This is a genomic window from Sorangium sp. So ce834, assembly GCF_051521425.1.
GTDB lineage: Bacteria > Myxococcota_A > Polyangia > Polyangiales > Polyangiaceae > Sorangium > Sorangium cellulosum_D.
In genome coordinates this window covers 2,402,919-2,420,560 of sequence record NZ_CP150351.1, presented here as the reverse complement: position 1 = coordinate 2,420,560, position 17,642 = coordinate 2,402,919, and the positions used below count along the sequence as shown (strand labels likewise).

Sequence of the window (17,642 nt, the reverse complement as noted above, 5' to 3'; positions counted from 1 at the left end):
GTCAGAAGCCGCCCTGCAGCTGGGCGAGCAGCTCGTGCTGCGCCCCTTCTTTGTTCGTGCGGTCGTCCCGTCGGTTGAAGTTGAGCTGGAACTTCGTCGTCTCCGCGAAGAAGACGTTGAAGCCGAGCGTGTAGACGTCGACCCGGTTCTCGAGCACCTCGGTGCTCGGGTCGAAGAGGTCGACGCGGATGAACGGCTGGTAGGTCTTCGGCCACCAGTCGTCGTACCGACCCTGGTTCCGGTAGCCCCGCAGGAACTGCTCACCCCAGTTGTAGAAGAACGTCGCCACGTGCGACAGGCTCGAGAGCCTCGTCTTCTGGGGGTCCTCCAGCGTCGTCCCGAGCGTGACGTCGTCCTGGCCGTAGATGAACTCGTAGGTGACGCCGATCGGGTAATGGTTGTAGTAGATATCGCCGCCGTACCGGCGCTTCGCGCCCTTTCCGGACAGCGTCTTCTTCTCGTCCTTGAGGAACGTGTTTTGCCAGCCGATGTACACGCTCCCGCCCAGCGTGATCTGCCGGAGGATGGAGTTGTAGTCGGACGGCACGGTGAACGCGAGGCGGCCGATGATGTCCTTCTCGCTGTTGTCGTCGGGCGTGTTCGGGCCGCTCCCGTTGACGAGGCCCACGGCGTAGGCGAGCACGGGCGCCCGGTAGTTGTAGCCGTAGTCCACCTGCGGCAGGATGTCGCCGCGGATGATGAGGCCGAGCTCGCGCCGGTTGAGCCCGAGCCGCGTCGTGAACTGCGCGTTGGTGATGACGGGCTTGAGCTCCTCGCTCGCCGGCACCTCCAGCCCGAACGGCAAGAGCTGCTGTCCGAGGGTGATTTGCAAGACCCAGTCCTCGGGGGCGAGGGTGGGGAGCACGGAGTACGACAGCTGGGCGTCCAGCAGGTTGAGGAAGCTGTTGTTGCTCGCCTGCTGGGGCGAGGCGCCGAAGCGGAGGGAGTAGGTGAGGTTGCGCCCTTCCTCGTAGTCCTTGTAGAGGATGCCGTTGAACGAGAGGAGCGCGGCGCCCGTGTCGAACGTCACCTTGCGATCGTTCGAGGTCGCCGTGTTCACCGGCTGCTCCGACCACCCGATGCGCGTCTGGACGACGCCGCCGATGGTGAGGGAGCGCGTGGAGATGGCGGTGTGGAGATCGCGCTCGCGCTGCCACTGGAACTTGAAGTTCTCGAGGTCGGTGACGAGCCCTTGCAGGTCGTCCCGCGTGACGGCGTTGGGATCGGGCTCGACGAAGGCCTCCGCGGCCGCGTCGCCCGCGGGCGCCGAGACCGGGGATGGCACGCCCGGGGCTGCGCCGGGGGCCGCAGGGTCCGCAGCGGCGGCGCCCGGCGCGGCGGGCGCGGCGCCCGGTGTCGCGGCCGGAGCCGCACCGGCAGGCGCCGGGGCCGCGCCCGCTGGCGCTGGGGCCGCACCGGCGGGCGCAGGGGCCGCGCCCGCTGGCGCCGGGGCCGGGCCCGCTGGCGCCGGGGCCGGTCGCTCCCCCTGGGCTCTGCCGGGCGGGTTCTGGGCGCTCGCCTGGGTCGCGCAAAGGGCGATGGCCGTCGCGAGGATCGTGGGGACAGCTGTTCTTGAACGGTCAAGCAGACGCATGAATGGATGATCCAAAGAGGTTCGTTGATTCGTCATCACCGCCGCGCGGGGCTGCTTCCGTCAGCCCCGCGCGGCGCATCGCCGTCAGGCCGCCTTGCTCTTCGGCAGCTTCTGCTCGACCGCGGTCCCTGCGAAGAAGCCGGGGTTCTTGCCGGCGAAGAAGTTGTAAGGATGGGTGAACACGAGATCGCGGAAGTTCGCCTCCGTGAGCGCCCCGCGCTCGACGAGGCTCCAGGTGTCGGCGAGGACCTCGGTCAGGTCCGGCACGTCCCAGTGCCCGCTGTCCGACGCCCAGAAGGCGTTGAGCTGCACGCCGAGCGGGTTGACCTTCGTGTTGAACGCGTACGCGATCGTCGGATCGTCCGCCTCCGAGCCGAAGTAGAAGTTCGGCACGTACCGATCGCGGATGTCCTCGAGCCGCTCGATGCCCGCCGCCGCGAAGTCGTCGAGCGCGGCCGGGTCTTGCGGCTGGCGGCGCGAGTTGTTCGACACGCCGAGCGCCCCCCCGAGGACGGCGTTGATGTCGCCGAGCCGCGCCTCGACCTCCTGCCCGCCGTACTGCTGGTACAGCGCGTAGAGCAGCTTCGCGTCGATCAGGTCGGGGTTGTAGTTCTGGACGGCCCGGCCGTTGCGCTTCTCCCAGTGGCCGACGAGATCGGCGAAGAGCGTCGCGCCCCACGCCGCCCCGCCTTCGAGGAAGCCGACGCGGAGATCGGGGAACCGCCGGGTCACGCCGCTGAAGAACAGCGACTTCGCGAGCGCCTCGGAGGCGGAGGCGAAGTGGCCGATGTGGTTGTACATGTAGCTGGAGACCGAGCTGCGGCTGGTCCACCCCATGCCGGCAGAGTGGGTGGTCAGCACGATCTTGAGCTCGACCGCCTTGGCCCAGAACGGGTCGTAGTTGTATTCGCTGTCCACGCCGAACGTGTCGAGCCAGTTCGCGTGCCGCGCGACGTCCGGATGGTGGCGGGACGGGTACTTCTCGGCCACCGCCCGGATCGGCCGGCGGAGGTTGCCCGGGATGAGCGCGACCTTGAGGCCGAGCTCGCGCACGGCGAACTCGAGCTCCTCGACCCCCTCCTCCGGCGTGTGCAGCGGGATCGCGGCGACCGGCGTGAGGCGGTCAGCGTACGGCCGGTACACGTCGGCGTGATACGCGTTCACCGCGCGGATGAGCACCCGGCGCAGATCCTCCTTGCCGACGTGGGTGGCGAACGTGGAGACGTTCGGGAACAGGACCGCGTAGTCCGTGCCCGACTCGCCGAGCCGCTCGTGCAGGAGCCTGGGCAGCGACACCGTGGCGAGGTCGAGCGTGTTCTTCGTCGGCAGGGCCCACCACGGCGGGCGGACCGAGCGCTGCGCGGCGCGCTGCTCGGGCGTGAGCTCGTACCACTCATTGCTCAGGTAGCCGAAGCCCCGGTTGATCGCCTGGCGGAACTCGTCGACGTACTTCGCGCCGCCGTACTTCGCGATGTAATCCTCGAGGATCGGCGCGAACTCGATCGTGTGCAGATCGGTGTCGATGACCGGGTAATCGAGCTTGTCGCGCACCGCCCGCGAGCGGGAGGTCTTCTTGCCGTCTTTCAGCGAGAGATGAGAGGATGAGATGCTCATGACGATGTCTCCAGGGTGCGGCCGCGCCGCGCGCTCGCTTCCGGCGCGCGGCAGCCGCGATCAAGGCGCATGAGGCGGCGCGCCGAGGGGCGACCGCTCCTGTGCTGAGAACGTGAGAGGCCTTCGAGCTAGAGCGCCGCGAGCGCGGCGCTCGGACAGCGGGTGGCCGTCCATCGCTCGACGTCAGCGCCGACCCGGCGGGGCGCGACCTGCGGCGAGCGCCGGAGGGAGGAGCGCGCCTGCGCCGGCGCGCCGATGGCAGCGCTCGTCGCGGCGCGGCGCCGCACGACGGCCGGCGCGCCTGGACGCGCGTTCGTCACGATCATGCCGGCGAGGATGGGTGGGATCGCAGCGAGCGCGATCACGGGGTCTTTCATGGCTGTCTTCAGGTGAACACTCGCCCTGACGCGTTGCACTGCGCGGACCAAAGCCTTCGCCGGGTCCAGCAGGGCGGGCCGGGCGGAAGCCGACAGGTGCGCGCCGCGCGGCGAGCGCGACCGCCCTCTCCTGAGCGCCGTCCCGGGGGAGAGATAGAGAGGGCCTGAAGAGCCCGACGCCTCCCGATGGCGAAGGAAGATCAGCGGGTCGCAGCGCGCGCCGCGCACCCAGTCAGAAGAGCGAAGCGACGTTCGTTGCTCCGCTGTCGCTTCCGTTCTGCACGCGGCGTACCAGGCTTATGTCCGCTTCGGAAGACGCGGATCCGTTATACCGGACGCCCTCGTGCTGCTGGGGCAGCAGGCGTGTGCTGCCGGGGTGCTGCTCCAGCAGCAGCCCGAGCGGGGGTGCGTCATGGCGAAGGCGAAGGCGAGGCCGGCAGGCTCGTCGCGGTCGCGAACGCGATGCCGCTCTGCAGGTCGCGGCGGGTCACGATGCCGGAGAGGTCGATGTCGAGGCTGACGATGGCCTGGGACACCTCGGGTCGGATGCCCGTCAGGACGACCTGCGCCCCGAGCAGCCGGACCGCCCGCGCGACCTGCAGGAGGGCGTTCGCCGAGGCCGTGTCGATGTGCGGCACGCCCGTGACGTCGATGATCGCCACCCGCGTCTGCCGCTCGACCACCTTGCTCAGCAGGTTCTCCATCATCTGCTGCGCCCGCGCGGTGTCCAGCGCGCCCACGAGCGGCAGCACGAGGACGCCCTGGCTGATCGGTACGATGGGCGCCGACAGCTCCAGGAGCGTCTTCGCTTGCATCCGGAGCTGGTCCTCGAGCTGCTTTCGCTTGGTGATCACCTCCGTGAACAGCATGATCCCGCCGATCTCGCCGTTCGGGGTGTACCACGGGAAGATCTTCCACATCCCCCATTCGACGTGCCCGTCGCTCCGCGGGAAGGGCTCCTCATCATTCCCTTCCGAGGCCCCTGCGAGGCAGCGCTGGTGAATCGCCTTCCAGTGCTCGGGGACGTCGGGGAAGATCTCATAATGGCTCCGGCCGACGAGCTCCTGGTCGCCCAAGCCGAGGTCCGTCCGGTAGCGGTGACTGGCCATGACGTAGCGCATGTCGCGATCGAACATGGCGAACGCTGCCGGGGTGTAGGTGACGAACAGGCGCACATGCTCCTCGCTCCGGCGCAGCGCCTCCTGGAGGCGAGCCCGCTCCTCCTCGGCATGCTCCAGCTCCCGGATGCGCTGCCTCAGGCGCTCGTTCTCCGCAACGACATCGTTGTAATCCAAATCACAGGTCATTCAGACCCCCAGTTCTGTCCTGGACTGTATACCAAAGAAGGAGGACCGGGGGCGACCGAAGCGGCGCAGCGCCGGCGCTCAGCGCGCTTCGTGTGCGGCCTTGAGGCCGGCGATGTCCAGCTTCACCATCTTGAGCATCGCCTCGGAGACGCGGCGCGCCTTCTGGGGATCCGGGTCGGCCATCAGGTCGCCGAGGGCGGTCGGCACGATCTGCCAGCACACGCCGAACTTGTCCCTGAGCCAGCCGCACTGCTCGGCGGAGCCGCCCTCGAGCAGCGCGTTCCAATAGCGATCCACCTCGGCCTGGTCGTCACAGCTCACCACGAACGAGATGGAGTGGTTGAACGGGTCGAGCGGGCCGGCGCTGATGGCCATGAAGGGCTGACCGCACAGCGTGAACTCGACGACCTTGACCGAGCCGGCGGGGCCGCCCGGCGTGTCGCTCGGCAGCGCGGTCACGCGGTCCACCCGGGAGTCGGGGAAGATCGACGCGTAGAACCGAGCCGCCTCCTCCGCCTCCTTCGCGTACCAGAGGTGCGGCGTGATCTTCTGGACCCTGGTGCCCGCTTTGCGGTCCTCGCCGCCCGAGTCGAAGAGGACCGCGAACCCGCCCCAGATCATGCGCTTGGGGTCGAACGGCGGCTCTTCCGTCATCTGCATGCGCGGGTCGTCCCTCATCTTCGCGCTCGCCTGGTCGCGCACCTCCTTCGAGGGCCACACGATCCAGGAGAACACGATGGTCTCGCCCGCCTCGGCCTTCACCGCGCCCTTGAAGTCGGTGATCTTGCCATCGGGGACGTCGTCGCCCCAGCACTCGACGACGCGCGTCGCACCATACTCCTGGAAGAGCTGCGCGGCCTTCGCGCAGAGCTCGCGATAAGCTGCCTTTTTGCCCGTGGGCACCGGAGTCACGAAGCCGTCGATATAGCTCATGGGCGCGATTATGCAGACCTGCCGTTTCGGGCGTCAAGCACGGCGGATCCAGACGAACGGCGGGCTCGACCATGGACGGGAATCGATCGCTCCGGGGCCGGCCGAGCGGATCGCGGCCAACGGGCCCGCGGCAGCGAGCCACGGCCCGCAGCGGGAGAAATCGAGACGCGCATTCGGAATGCACCCTGCGCGCCCCTCGGAGAGGGGCGACTCCCGATCTTCTCGTGGAGCCTTCCTGTCCTGCCGCACGGCTGCCGGGTCGTGCCGAGCTGGCGCCGACGCTTCAGCGCGGCGCAGCGCCGAGACGAGCGCGATCGCCGTGAGGCGGCCGCGCCGAGCGCCTTCAGCGGGACGTCACGACCGACCGCGCGAGACGTCCTGCGCTTCCCGGCGCATCTCGCGCAGGAGGGCGGCGGCGACGGTGCCCGGGTGGGTGCGGTCCGGCGCGGCGCCGAACGCGGCGAGGACCTCCGCGAGCGGGCGGGGCTCCTCGCCCGCGGGCAGCCCGCCGAGGCGAGCTGCCGCGAGGAAGAAGCCCGCCGCGTAATAGGCGAGGGCGATCGCGCGCGCCACGCGCGCCCGCGCGCGGTCGTCGTCGCTCGCGGGCCGACCGAGGTACGCCTCGAGCAGGGCCTCGCGCTGCTCGGGCCGCGGATAGGCGAACACGCCGAGCTGCGCGAGATCGACGAACGGATCGCCGGCGCCCGCGGTCGTCCAGTCGACGAGGTACACGCGGTCGGCCGAGACGAGCACGTTGTTCGGGTTGAGGTCGCGGTGGCACGGGGCCGCGCGCGCGTGGGGCGCGCCCACCCGCTCGAGCTCGTCGGCGGTGCGGACGAGCTCCGCCGGGAGGCCCACGCCCGCGAGCGCGGCGCACTGCGCGTCGAGGGAGCGCAGGAAGTCGATGCGCGACGGGCCGCGCGGGAACGGCGGACCGTCGTGGAGCCGCCGCAACGTCGCCGCGACCCGCCCGAGCAGCGACGGGTCGCGCGTCGGGCGGAGCGGCGTCCCCGCGATGCGGTCCATGATCGTGACGCCCGCCCGCGCGTCCGCGTGGCGCAGCCGCGGGGCGACGCCGCGCTCGGAGGCGAGGCGCATGCACGCGGTCTCGCGCGCGAAGCGCCCCGGATCGCTCGGATCGGGCGCGCAGCGCTTCGCGACGTACGGCGCGCCGTCGACCGCGAACGCGAGCAGCGTGGCGCCGGAAAACCCGCCGGACAGGGGCGTCACGTCGGCGACCGGGCGCCCGGGGAACGCGGCGGCGAGCGCGGCGGCGAGGTCCGGGTGCAGCTCCGGGGCGCTCATGCCGCCCCCCGCGCCGCGGCGAGCCGCTTCGCGTACAGGCGGCTCCGCGCGGCGAGGTCGGCGGGCCGCGCCCAGTCCCATCCGATCGCCCGCCAGTCCGGGTCGTCGGGATCGAGCCCGAGCGACGCGACGAACGCGCGATCGGCGACGAAGAAGTGGCGCTTGTACGTGAGGAGATAGCTGCGCGGCGCCTGCGGCAGCGCCTCGAGGTGGGCGCGCGCCTCGCCGTAGGTCGCGAACCAGTGGTGCAGCACGCCGCCATCCCGGCCGTAGAGCAAGGTCCCGAGCTCGGGCGCGCCGGGCTCTCCCGCGAGGGCGAGGCGCGCGCGCTCCCAGCTCGAGAAGCCGCACTCGCGCGCGACCACGGCGAGGCAGTGCTTGCGGCGAATGCCGGGTACGGCCGCGGCGAGCGCGGCCTCGTCGGCGCGCACGAGCTCGGGCAGCGCGCGCAGGCGGGAACGCGCCTGCGCGTCGTTCGACGCGAGCCGCTTGTGCAGCAGCTCGGCGCGGATCTTCAGCTCGCGAACGGGATCCATCATGGACGTCTCCTCTCGAATCGGCCGCTGCCCGCTCCCTCGGCCCGAGGATCTCGACGTGCTCATGACGGTGCGAGGTGACCCGCGATCGTCGCGTTGCAGGGTGAAAGGCTTCTTTCCGGCGGGGAGGGCGCCCCTGCGCACCCAGAGCGACGACGTTAGCGCTTCGCGCCAGGGCGCGCCAGGCGGAAGATCTTCGCAGGATGCCGCCGCTGCTCGTGGTCCCTGGTGATTCCGGCTCGGGGCCTCGCCACTGGCAGACGGGCTGGGAGCAGAAGCTCCCTTTCGCGGCGATTGCCGACGACCCGCCTGGTCTACGCGCGGTCGAGCCTACGCGCGGCTCGCCTCGACCTCGCGCAGCCGCCCGGTGCGGACGTCGTACACAAACCCACGGACGGGGATGTCCTTTCGCACGAGCGGCGAGCTCCGGTAGAGCGCGATATCGTCGCGGACCGACGCGTCCAGATCCGAGAACGGCAGGAAGGCCACGTGATCGGCGTCCGCCGAGAGGGTCTGCCGCAGCTTTCGACGGATGTCCTCGTCGGTGAACGTGAGCATCCCGCAATCGGTGTGGTGGACGATGGCCACCGCCTCGGTGCCGAGGAGGGTCTGGCTGATGGCGAGGCTCCGCAGCGCCTCCACGACGCGCCCGCCCGCGTTGCGGATGACGTGGGCGTCCCCCTCTTCGAGCCCGAGCGCGCGCGCCGGGTCGAGGCGCGCGTCCATGCACGCCACGATCGCGACCTTGCGGCCTGGCGGCAGGGGCAAAGAACCCTTGGTGAACTGGGACGCGTAGGCCTCGTTGGCGCGGAGCAGCTCGTCGATGACGCTCATGGCCCCATTGTCGACGGCTGGAGGGGGCTCCTGTCAAGCAATTCATCCGCTATAACGGATGGCGCCGGGCGAGCGCTGGCGGGCAGCGCGATCTTCCGCCGGCGCAGGCGCCCCCGTCCTCCAGCCGGTCGACCGCGGCCTCGACCGCCTCCGCGTCCCTGCCGACGAGCAGGAGGCCGTCATCCCAGACGCCGAACACCGGCGCGCGCCCCTCAACCCCAGAAATGGATGCCTTGGACAGCGCTGTGATGGCCTCGATGCCGAGCGCGCCCCGGCGTCGCGCCGCACAGCCATCGAGAAGAACCGTCCCTTTCATGTCATGGGCTCGCGCGCTCCGTGGTTGCGGCTGGTGACTCTTGGGACTCACCATGCGGCTCAGCAGGGCAGCGCAGCGCACGATTGCACCCTACTGGCAATCTTCCAACCAGCGGCCTCAATTATCGCCTGTGTGGGACATGATCGACCCGGATAGACACGATTGTCGGACGCGGCCGCCCAGGATCGTGTAGGGTGCGAATGTGGCGAATCTCGACGAGATCTCGGACCGGACTTACGAGTCTGCGGGTGCAGACTTCGCCTTCGTGATCACCCGGCGGGGAAGGCTCGTCACCCGGCGAGCGCCGCGCGACATGTCCGAGGAGGGCCGCAGCCGGATCGTGGAGGCAGCGCTGAGCCTCGGGAGCCAGGGCCGGCTCGGTCATGTGGAGCTGCCGCGCGAGGACCTTGTCCCGTACGGGGGCGCGGCGCCCATCGACGTGTACTTCGGCGTGGCCGACGAGGCGATCCTCTGCGTGGTCATGCCCACGTGGGCGGACCGTCAGGGCGTGTGGCCCGCGCTCGAGCACGGCCTGCGCGCCATCGACGAGGCGGCCGCGGCGGCGTCGCGGCCGGTGCCCAAGGGGCCCCGGCGCACCCGGTCGCGCCCGCGCGCGGAGGCGGCGCCTGCCTCCGCGCGCCGCCCGGTCGCCGAGGTCCGCGAGCCGCCGCCGTCCACCCGCGCGGTCGCGGCCGTCTGCGAGCCGCCGCCGTCGCCCGCGAGGCGCGCCGCGCCGCCGTCGCCGCCCGCTGGCAAGCGCAGCGCCGTCGCGGGGCTGGTCCTCCTGGCCAACGGCGGACCGCCCCGCTCGCTGGCGCGCCCGGTGATACTCCGCGACGCGTCTCCGCCGCCCGAGACCGCACCCGCAGCGTCGTTGCCGGAGCTCTGCATCGGCGAGGCGGCGCTCGGCCGCGAGGGCCACGCCGCCGTCGCGCGGGAGCTCGGCGGGGCGCTGTCGTCGGCGCCCGAGATCCGGGTGGGCATGGCGTCGGTGGGCCACGAGACCCTGGCGGCGATCGAGGCCGAGCTGCAGCCGCCAGCGCGCGCCGGCTCGATGCCCGAGGCGTTGCGCGTCGAGCTGGTGAGCATCAGCCGCGAGAGCCTGCTGGAGATCGCGGCCGAGGAGGCGCGCCAGGCGACCGCGGGCCCGCGGCCGTCGGTGCCGCTGGTGAGCCCCGAGCGCCTCACCCACCCCTGGGTGGAGCCGCCCGACGACGCGAGCGTCGAGCCGGAGGCCGAGATCGCCGACGCGGCGCACGCGCGGCGCGCTCGCTCGGGCTGAGCCTCGATCTCGTCCCGATCCGCGTCGGAGACCTCCCGGGCGCGGCCCCAAGGCGCACGCGCCGACCCGCCTCACGCGGGCCCGCCCCAGGACTCGAGCGCGCCTCTCAGATCGCGCGCCGCGCGGCGTCGCTCGCCCCCGTCGTGCTCGCGCCGGAGCAGCAGATCGCCCCGGGGTGCTGCTGAGGCAGCAGCGCACCAGCAGCGCTCCGGGCTCATTGCAGCTCGGCACCGCCCGCCGCGGGCGCGCGCCGGCCGGCGGTCGCCGCCCGCGGTGAGCGGACCTGCGGCACGGCAGTTGCCGTGCGGTCGCCGATCGCCGCCCGCCGCTCGCCGCCTCAGGCATCGTCGGCCGCGGCCCCCTCCCCGCTCGACGCCCGCGCGCGCCCCGAGCCTGACAAGGAGCATCCCGTGACCGTGCCCCACCGACCCGGCAAGCTGCACCTCAACGCGTTCCTGATGACGATAGGACACCACGAGTCGGCGTGGCGGTTCCCGGAGAGCAACCTGACCGGCACATGGGACGTGGCGCACTACACGCACCTCGCCCGCGTGGCCGAGCGCGGGACGTTCGACTCGATCTTCTTCGGCGACGGCCCGGCGCTGCAGGGCGACATCCGGTACCGGCCCGTGGGCCGGCTCGACCCGACGGCGCTGCTGCCGGCGCTGGCCGCGGTGACCGAGCGGATCGGGCTCGTGGCGACGGCCTCGACCACGTACAACGAGCCCTACAACCTGGCCCGCCGCTTCGCCACGATAGACCACATCAGCGCGGGCCGGGCCGGGTGGAACATCGTCACCACGGCGGGCAGCGACGCGGCCCAGAACTTCGGCCTGGACGAGGTGCCGGAGCACCGGCACCGCTACGAGCGCGCGGCCGAGTTCGTCGACGTGTGCCTCAAGCTGTGGGACAGCTGGGAAGACGACTTCCTGATCGGCGACAAGGCGACAGGGCGCTTCGCGGACGGCGACAAGATCCACCGCATCGACCACGAGGGCCGGTTCTTCCGCGTGCGCGGCCCGCTCAACGTGCCGCGCACGCCGCAAGGCCACCCGCTCCTGGTACAGGCAGGCTCCTCGGAGGACGGCAGGGAGTTCGCCGCCCAGTACGCCGAGGCGGTGTTCACGGCGCAGCAGACGCTGGCCGAGGGGCAAGCGTTCTACGCGGATCTCAAGCGGCGGGTCGCTGCGTTCGGACGGAACCCGGCCCTCGTGAAGATCCTCCCGGGGATCGTGCCGATCCTCGGCGGCACCGAGGAGGAGGCCCGGCGGCGCGAGGACGAGCTCGCGGAGCTCCAGGTGCCGGCCTACGGCCTGAAGCAGCTGTCCGGCCTAATCGGCGTCGAGCTGACCGAGGCGGACCTGGACAGGCCGCTGCCTCCCGTGGGCGACGTGAAGGGGGTGCGGGGGATGCAGAGCCGCTTCGCGCTCGTCACCGACCTCGCGCGGCGGGAGAACCTCACCGTGCGGCAGCTGCTCTCGCGCCTCGGGGGCGGCCGCGGACATCGCACGTTCACCGGCACGCCGGAGCAGGTCGCGGACACGATCGAGGAGTGGTTCACGCACGGAGCAGCGGACGGCTTCAACGTGATGCCGCCGCTGCTCCCCTCCGGCCTGGAGGCGTTCGTCGAGCACGTGGTGCCGCTCCTGCGGCGGCGCGGCCTGTTCCGCACCGAATACGAGGGCACGACGCTGCGGGACCACTACGGGCTCCCCCGGCCGGAGAACCGGTTTGCGGCGCGCCGGGCGGCCGGCGGCCTGGCCGCCGCCGCGGCGGCGGCGCGCTGAGCGCGCGCCCGGCGATCCTGTCGCGCAAACGAGGCAGGATCTCATCCACCGGCGGCCGCGCCTGTCGTCGGCGCCGTGTGGAGACTCGACGCCTCATGTCCTGCCGTGCCTGTCACGATGGCGGACCCCGGACGTGGAGCGGGGACGCCGGCGATCTTCCTGTTCCGTAGCTTCTTGACGACGAAGGCGGTCACGGCGCCGGCCGATGCCGCCTTGGCGAGGACCACTCCGAGGGACGCGAGGCACGCAGGGCACATGGGGCTCTTCTCCTCCTGTCGGCGGCGGTGCGCGCGGCGCTCCGCCGCCGACGCACAGAGATGACACACGGCCCGCGGACGCGAGAGCAACATCGATGTCGCGAGGGCCGACGAGCCTCGGAAGAGGGCTGGAGTCCACGAAGGAGGAGGAGGACGGCGATCGGGGCGCGCCGGACCGAGGCGGAGAGTGCGCCCACTGACACTCGCGCCGGCGACGCGCCCTGTCCGGAGGCCCTCTGGACAGAGCACCGTGCGGGCCCGTGCGTGCGTGCACGTGCGCTCCGTGCGCTCGCACCCCCCGGATTCCCCAGCAAACCCCGACATTTTCGACGACAGATCCGGTGGCCCACGCCGTGCTTGGGGCGAAGCAGACGACGCAGCGTGGCGCGCCCGTGGCGCCGCGCCCCCTGCTGGCCGAGGCGTGCCGCCCGGCGCGGTCCCCGCAGGACCGGAGCCGCGCTCGCCCCGCGCTGCCAAGGAGAGCACCGCGATGCCCACCGACGACGATCGCATGATTCCGAGCAGCATGTCCCCCCTGACCCTCCGGCAGTACGAACAGGTGTCCCGCACCCTGATCGACAGCTCCCCCCCGCAGCCGGGAGAGATCGACGTCGCGCCCCGCGGCGCCGGCAAGTACGGCGCCTGGATCCGGCAGCTCGTCACGGGCGCCGCGGGCTGGCTGAGCACGAGCCGAGCCGCCTTCTGCATCCCGCTCGTCACCTTCCTCGTGCTGCTCACCGTCCTTGTCTTCCGGCCAGGGCAGCTCGACGCGACGGTCGCGGTCGACCTCCGCCTCCCTTCGGAAGAAGCCATTCCGAAGGAGCAGCTCGCGCCCGGCGTGGAGGGGATCGACCCCGAGGACATCGTGTGGCGCTTCCGTTACGGCGCCACGGGCACCGAGTTCGGCGGCGGCGTCCCCTACTGGATCTTCCGCGTCATGCCGAAGATCTTCGACGACGAGTTCAAGGGGCGCGGCTACGATCGCTTCGGCTTCGGCGCCGACGACGCCGCCTATTACGCGTCGCGACCGGTGGGCCGGGGGCTCTTCCTCGCCGACTCCACCCTGAACATCCCGCTCTTGCGCACCCGCTTCGCGCTGAAGCGCGTCGCCATCAACTGCTCGGGCTGTCACCGCGGCGAGTACCTGAACGAGCGCGGCGAGCCGGTCTACGTCGACGGGATGCCGAACCACACCGCCGACCTGCAGGGATTCAAGCGCTTCTTCGCGCGCGCCTTCCAGGACGAGCGCGTGACCGGGGATCGGCTCATCCAGGAGATCAACGCCGCGCTCGCCGAGGAAGGGGCCGCCCCGCTGACCGCCCGCGAGCAGGCGCTCTACCGGATCCTCCTCGTCGAGCTGAAGAAGCGGGGGAGCTCCGGGGCGTTCGACTGGATGGACCTCCGGGCCGACAACGGCCCTGGGCGCATCGACCCCTTCAACGCGTTCAAGTTCGAGGTCCTCAAGGCGCCCGACGACGGCACCGCGGCGCAGATCGACTTCCCCTCGCTCTGGAACCAGCGCGCGGAGATCCGCGAGTGGCACCACGTCGACGGCAACACGATGAGCTCCAAGGCGCGCAATCGCGGCTCGGCCATCGGCGTCGGCGCCGTCCCGATGTCGCTCAACAAGCCCACCATCGACGCGATCGGGCGCTGGCTCGACCGCGATCTCCCGCCGCCGAGATACCCCTTCACGGCGCCCGCGCCCGAGCGGGTGGAGCGCGGCCTCGCGGTCTTCACCGAGCATTGCGCCTCGTGCCACGGGGTCTATGACCCGGAGAAGCGCACGATCGAAGAGGTCGAGGGCAGCTTCTACATGGAGCGCGTCGACACGGGGACCGACGCGGAGCGCTCCAAGGCGTTCCTGAAGCCGGCCGCGGACGCGCTCAACGCGTACGGCGAGCGGCGCCTGCTCTGGGAGAAGGACGCCTTCCGCCCGGTCAGGGAGGCGGGCGAGTACCTCGCCGGCCCGCTCGACGGGATCTGGGCGCGCGCCCCCTACCTCCACAACGGCTCCGTGCCCACGCTGGCCGACCTGCTCAAGCCGCCGGCGCCCCGCGGCAAGCTCGCTCCGGAGAAGGCGCGGGAGCTCCGGCCGAAGCAGTTCTACCGCGGCGACCGGCGCTTCGACGAGCGGAACGTCGGGTGGGTGTCGACCGAGCCGATGGAGGGCGAGCGCGCGCTCTTCCTCTACCGCACCGTCGACGACAACGGCGCGCCGATCCCGGGCAACGGCAACGAGGGGCACACGTACGGCACCGACCTCCCGCCGGAGGACCGCGAGGCCCTCATCGACTATCTCAAGACCCTTTGATCGAACCGGACCAGAAGGAGCAGAGTCATGATCCCCCTCTTGGAAACCGCGCTGGCCTTCGCCATGATCATGCTCACTGCGAGCCTGTTCGTGAGCGCGGTCGTGCAGGTGATCGTCAACGTCGGACGCTACCGTTCCTGCGTCCTCGTCCACATGCTGCGGTCGCTCATGCACGGCTTCCGCGCGTTCCACAAGGACCCCGACGTCGTCGATCCGGCGACCGGGCGCCCGGCGCAAGGCGCGCTCGCCAGGAACGAAGCCTGCGAGATGCGCTTCGTGCACGAGGTGCTCTCCGATCCGGTCCTGCACGCGCGCAGCGCGAAGCTCGCGTACGGCTCGGACCCGGAACAGCTCGCGCGCCTCGTCGAGTACATCGACGTCGAGGACCTGATCAGCATCGCCACCGGCGCCTCGGCGCCGGCCGACGGGGACGGGCGCGAGCTCCACTTGCCCAGCCGCTGGGTGAGCTGCGGCCAGGGCGGCTCCGGCGCGACGAAGCGCTACGCGACGCTCGAGCAGTTCTCCACGTACGTGCGCCGCTGGTTCCCCACCCTCGAGGGCACGGCGTCGCAGACGTTCAAGCTGCGCGTCCGGCGGCTGACGCTCCTCGTCTCGATGATGGTGGTCATCCTCTTCAACTTCGACGGCTTCCAGGTGCTCGCGCGGCTCCACCAGAGCGGCGCCGCGCGCGCGCAGGTGGCCGCCCACGCGGACACGGTGGCGACCACCGCGGCGCGCCTGGGCGAGCTCCCGGCCGGCGCGCCGGCCGAGCTCCCCGACGCCACGCTCGAGGAGCTCGGGCTCGAGATTCAGAAGACGGCGACCCTCCTCGACGAGGCGAACCTCGGCATCGGCTGGCAGCAAAGCTGGATCGTCCAGCGGTTCCGCGCGTACCGCCACGATATCCTGGCGCCCCCGCCGACCTCGCTCGAGCTCCTCCAGGACACGCTGTTCTGGCTGGCCGGGCTCGCCTTCTCGTGCGGGTTGCTCTCCCTGGGAGCGCCCTTCTGGGTCACCACGTTCGCTCGGCTCATCCAGATGCGCAACGAGGTGCAGCACCGGAAGCGCCAGGAGAGCGCGTCCGGCGTGAAGGTCGCGAGCACCGCCCTGCCGTTCCCCGCGCGCGAGCGCGCCGTCGCCAAGCCTTCCTGAGCCCCCCAACGACATCGAGGATCTTGGTCATGAACACGACGCTCAAGCTCCACGAGGAGTACCCGCCGCCCGGCGAGGAAGACAGCATCCGCCAGATCACCGAGATCATGAGGCGCAATTACGAGCGGGCTTACCCCGCGGGCGCCTCGCCCGCGCTCCGCGGGGTGCACCCGAAGTCGCACGGCTGCGTGAGGGCCCACTTCGTCGTCGACGAGGGCCTGCCCCGCGAGCTCCGGCACGGCGTCTTCCGGGAGCCGCGCGTCTACCCGGCGTGGGTCCGGTTCTCGTCGACCTCCTCGCGCGTCCAGTCGGACATGAAGCGCGACTCCCGCTGCATGGCGATCAAGCTGCTCGGCGTCGAGGGGGAGAAGATCCTCGACGGCGAGAAGGACGCGACGACGCAGGATTTCCTGATGGGGAACACGGACGTGTTCTTCTCGCGGAGCGTCGCGGACTACGTCGAGCTCATGTCTGCCATGAGCGCGGGCAAGCCCCTCTCGTATTTCTGCTCGCTCCGCCCGCCCCGCCTCCGGCTGCGCGAGCTCATGAACTACCTCTCCGTCGTGCTCAAGCCGGTGAAGAACCCCCTGCACGCCCGGTACTTCAGCCAGACGCCGTTCCGGCTGGGCGCGCGGGCGATGAAGTTCTGCGTGGTCCCCCGGCCCTGCGGCGCGCCCGGCGTCGAGGTCGAGCCGGGCGACGAGGCGCTCAAGCAGGCGGTGGCGCGGCAGCTCGAGCAGGGAGACTGGATGTTCGACTTCCTCGTGCAGCTCCAGGCCCACCCGACGAAGACGCCCATCGAGGATCCGACGATCCGCTGGAGCGAGGATCTGTCGCCGTTCACCAAGGTCGCGACGATGGTCATCCCGGCGCAGCGCCTCGACCTCCCGGGACAGGCGGAGTTCGAGGAGAACCTCTCGTTCACGCCCTGGCACGCCCTGCCGGCGCACCGGCCGCTCGGCGGGCTGAACCGCGCCCGGCGCGCGGTCTACGAGGCGATATCGAAGCTCCGCCACGAGAGGAACGGGGCTCGCCGCGAGGAGCCGGCGGCGCCGCGCGCCGGGCGCGCGCGCGCGCCGTCGAGCGCAGGGCCGGCGCGGCTCGGACTCGGGTGAGGTCATCGCCATGCTGCCCAGGAACGACATCATCCATGCTCATGCCGACGTGAACGGCGTCCGCCTCCATTACGCGTCCAGGGGCGCGGGCAAGCTCATCGTGTTCATCCACGGCTTCCCCGAGCTCTGGTACGCCTGGAAGCGGCAGCTCTTCGATTTCGGCCGCCACCACCGCGCGGTGGCCCTGGACCAGCGCGGCTACAACCTGTCGTCGAAGCCGTCGGCCGTGGACGCCTACGGCATCGACCTCCTGGCCGCGGACATCGCGGCGCTGATCGAGCACCTCGGCGAGGAGAAGGCCGTGCTCGTCGGCCACGACGTGGGCGCGGTCGTGGCCTGGGCCGTGGCGCTCCGCCACCCGGGGCGCGTCGAGAAGCTCGTCGCCATCAACATGTCTCACCCGGCGTGCTTCGACCGCGCGCTGCGGGAGGACCCGTCGCAGCAGGCCGCGAGCCAGTACATGCACCTCTTCCGGAGCCGGTCCGCAGAGGAGCACCTCTCCCGGAACGAGTACGGCTTTCTGCGGGAGATCTTCCTCGAGCCAGGGCTGTCGCAGGGATATTTCAGCGAAGCGGACGTCCGTGTCTACCTGGAGGCGTTCGCGCAGCCGGGCGCGATGACGGGCGGGCTCAACATCTACCGCGCGGCGCAGATCGGGCCTCCAGGCCCGGGCCAGCCCGTCGGGGGGAGCAACCTCACCCGGGGTCTCCGCTCGCTCACCGTCTCCGTGCCTGTCCTCGTGATCTGGGGCGAGCGCGATCCGTACCTCTTGCCCGCGAGCAACCTCGCCGGGATCGAGCTTTACGTCCCCGATCTGAGGGTGATGCGCGTGCCCGAGGCGACCCACTGGATCGTCCACGAGGAGCCCGAGATCGTCAACGCGGCGATCCGCGGCTTCCTCGCGCGCTAGCCGAGAGCC

15 protein-coding genes and 2 pseudogenes are annotated in these 17,642 nt (G+C 71.3%); 7 read left to right on the top strand and 10 right to left on the bottom strand.

Annotated features, from left to right (window positions below):
* Position 1: 1 nt before the first annotated feature.
* The 8 genes and pseudogenes from WMF20_RS08550 to WMF20_RS08515 form a co-directional block, all read right to left on the bottom strand.
* Positions 2–1,285: a hypothetical protein gene (locus WMF20_RS08550; protein ID WP_437612259.1), complete on the bottom strand. Its 1,284-nt coding sequence runs from the start codon at positions 1,283–1,285 to the stop codon at positions 2–4.
* A gap of 393 nt (positions 1,286–1,678) precedes the next feature.
* Entirely contained in the window at positions 1,679–3,208 is a 1,530-nt protein-coding gene (locus tag WMF20_RS08545) for an amidohydrolase family protein (protein ID WP_129573877.1), read from the bottom strand.
* A gap of 128 nt (positions 3,209–3,336) precedes the next feature.
* Complete coding sequence (locus WMF20_RS08540) at positions 3,337–3,585, bottom strand: hypothetical protein (RefSeq protein WP_437612257.1); 249 nt, start codon at positions 3,583–3,585, stop codon at positions 3,337–3,339.
* A 410-nt stretch (positions 3,586–3,995) separates the two neighbouring features.
* Entirely contained in the window at positions 3,996–4,880 is an 885-nt protein-coding gene (locus tag WMF20_RS08535) for an STAS domain-containing protein (protein ID WP_437612255.1), read from the bottom strand.
* Positions 4,881–4,970: 90 nt separating this feature from the next.
* Complete coding sequence (locus WMF20_RS08530) at positions 4,971–5,513, bottom strand: VOC family protein (RefSeq protein WP_437617092.1); 543 nt, start codon at positions 5,511–5,513, stop codon at positions 4,971–4,973.
* Between the two features lie 21 nt (positions 5,514–5,534).
* A pseudogene (locus WMF20_RS08525) lies at positions 5,535–5,825 on the bottom strand (DUF1428 domain-containing protein); the annotation flags it as partial.
* Between the two features lie 354 nt (positions 5,826–6,179).
* On the bottom strand, positions 6,180–7,130 hold the full coding sequence (locus tag WMF20_RS08520; protein WP_437612253.1) for a phosphotransferase: 951 nt from the start codon (positions 7,128–7,130) through the stop codon (positions 6,180–6,182).
* Positions 7,127–7,669, bottom strand: a complete 543-nt coding sequence (locus tag WMF20_RS08515) for a hypothetical protein (protein ID WP_437612251.1) — start codon at positions 7,667–7,669, stop codon at positions 7,127–7,129. The genes WMF20_RS08520 and WMF20_RS08515 overlap by 4 nt, the downstream gene beginning before the upstream one ends.
* Before the next feature lie 200 nt (positions 7,670–7,869).
* Here WMF20_RS08515 and WMF20_RS08510 point away from each other — a divergent pair.
* Positions 7,870–7,929, top strand: a pseudogene (locus WMF20_RS08510) (alpha/beta hydrolase); the annotation flags it as partial.
* A gap of 67 nt (positions 7,930–7,996) precedes the next feature.
* On the opposite strand, the gene WMF20_RS08505 reads toward WMF20_RS08510, so the two are convergent.
* Entirely contained in the window at positions 7,997–8,500 is a 504-nt protein-coding gene (locus tag WMF20_RS08505) for a beta-class carbonic anhydrase (RefSeq protein WP_437612249.1), read from the bottom strand.
* Between the two features lie 49 nt (positions 8,501–8,549).
* Positions 8,550–8,816: a hypothetical protein gene (locus WMF20_RS08500; protein ID WP_437612247.1), complete on the bottom strand. Its 267-nt coding sequence runs from the start codon at positions 8,814–8,816 to the stop codon at positions 8,550–8,552.
* A 202-nt stretch (positions 8,817–9,018) separates the two neighbouring features.
* Here WMF20_RS08500 and WMF20_RS08495 point away from each other — a divergent pair, with 202 nt between their 5' ends.
* The 6 genes from WMF20_RS08495 (at position 9,019) to WMF20_RS08470 (ending at position 17,633) form a co-directional block, all read left to right on the top strand.
* Positions 9,019–10,098 carry a hypothetical protein gene (locus tag WMF20_RS08495; protein ID WP_437612245.1) on the top strand — a complete coding sequence of 360 codons (1,080 nt, stop codon included), beginning with the start codon at positions 9,019–9,021 and terminating at the stop codon, positions 10,096–10,098.
* Positions 10,099–10,508: 410 nt separating this feature from the next.
* A complete protein-coding gene (locus tag WMF20_RS08490; protein ID WP_437612243.1) occupies positions 10,509–11,885 on the top strand; it encodes an LLM class flavin-dependent oxidoreductase in 1,377 nt (458 codons plus the stop codon).
* 747 nt (positions 11,886–12,632) lie between these two features.
* Positions 12,633–14,456, top strand: a complete 1,824-nt coding sequence (locus tag WMF20_RS08485) for a hypothetical protein (RefSeq protein WP_437612241.1) — start codon at positions 12,633–12,635, stop codon at positions 14,454–14,456.
* Between the two features lie 27 nt (positions 14,457–14,483).
* On the top strand, positions 14,484–15,608 hold the full coding sequence (locus tag WMF20_RS08480; RefSeq protein ID WP_437612239.1) for a hypothetical protein: 1,125 nt from the start codon (positions 14,484–14,486) through the stop codon (positions 15,606–15,608).
* Between the two features lie 29 nt (positions 15,609–15,637).
* The gene (locus WMF20_RS08475) at positions 15,638–16,723 is read left to right on the top strand and encodes a catalase family protein (RefSeq protein WP_437612237.1); all 1,086 of its coding nucleotides are present in this window, start codon (positions 15,638–15,640) and stop codon (positions 16,721–16,723) included.
* Positions 16,724–16,733: 10 nt separating this feature from the next.
* Complete coding sequence (locus WMF20_RS08470) at positions 16,734–17,633, top strand: alpha/beta fold hydrolase (protein WP_437612235.1); 900 nt, start codon at positions 16,734–16,736, stop codon at positions 17,631–17,633.
* Positions 17,634–17,642 lie beyond the last annotated feature (9 nt).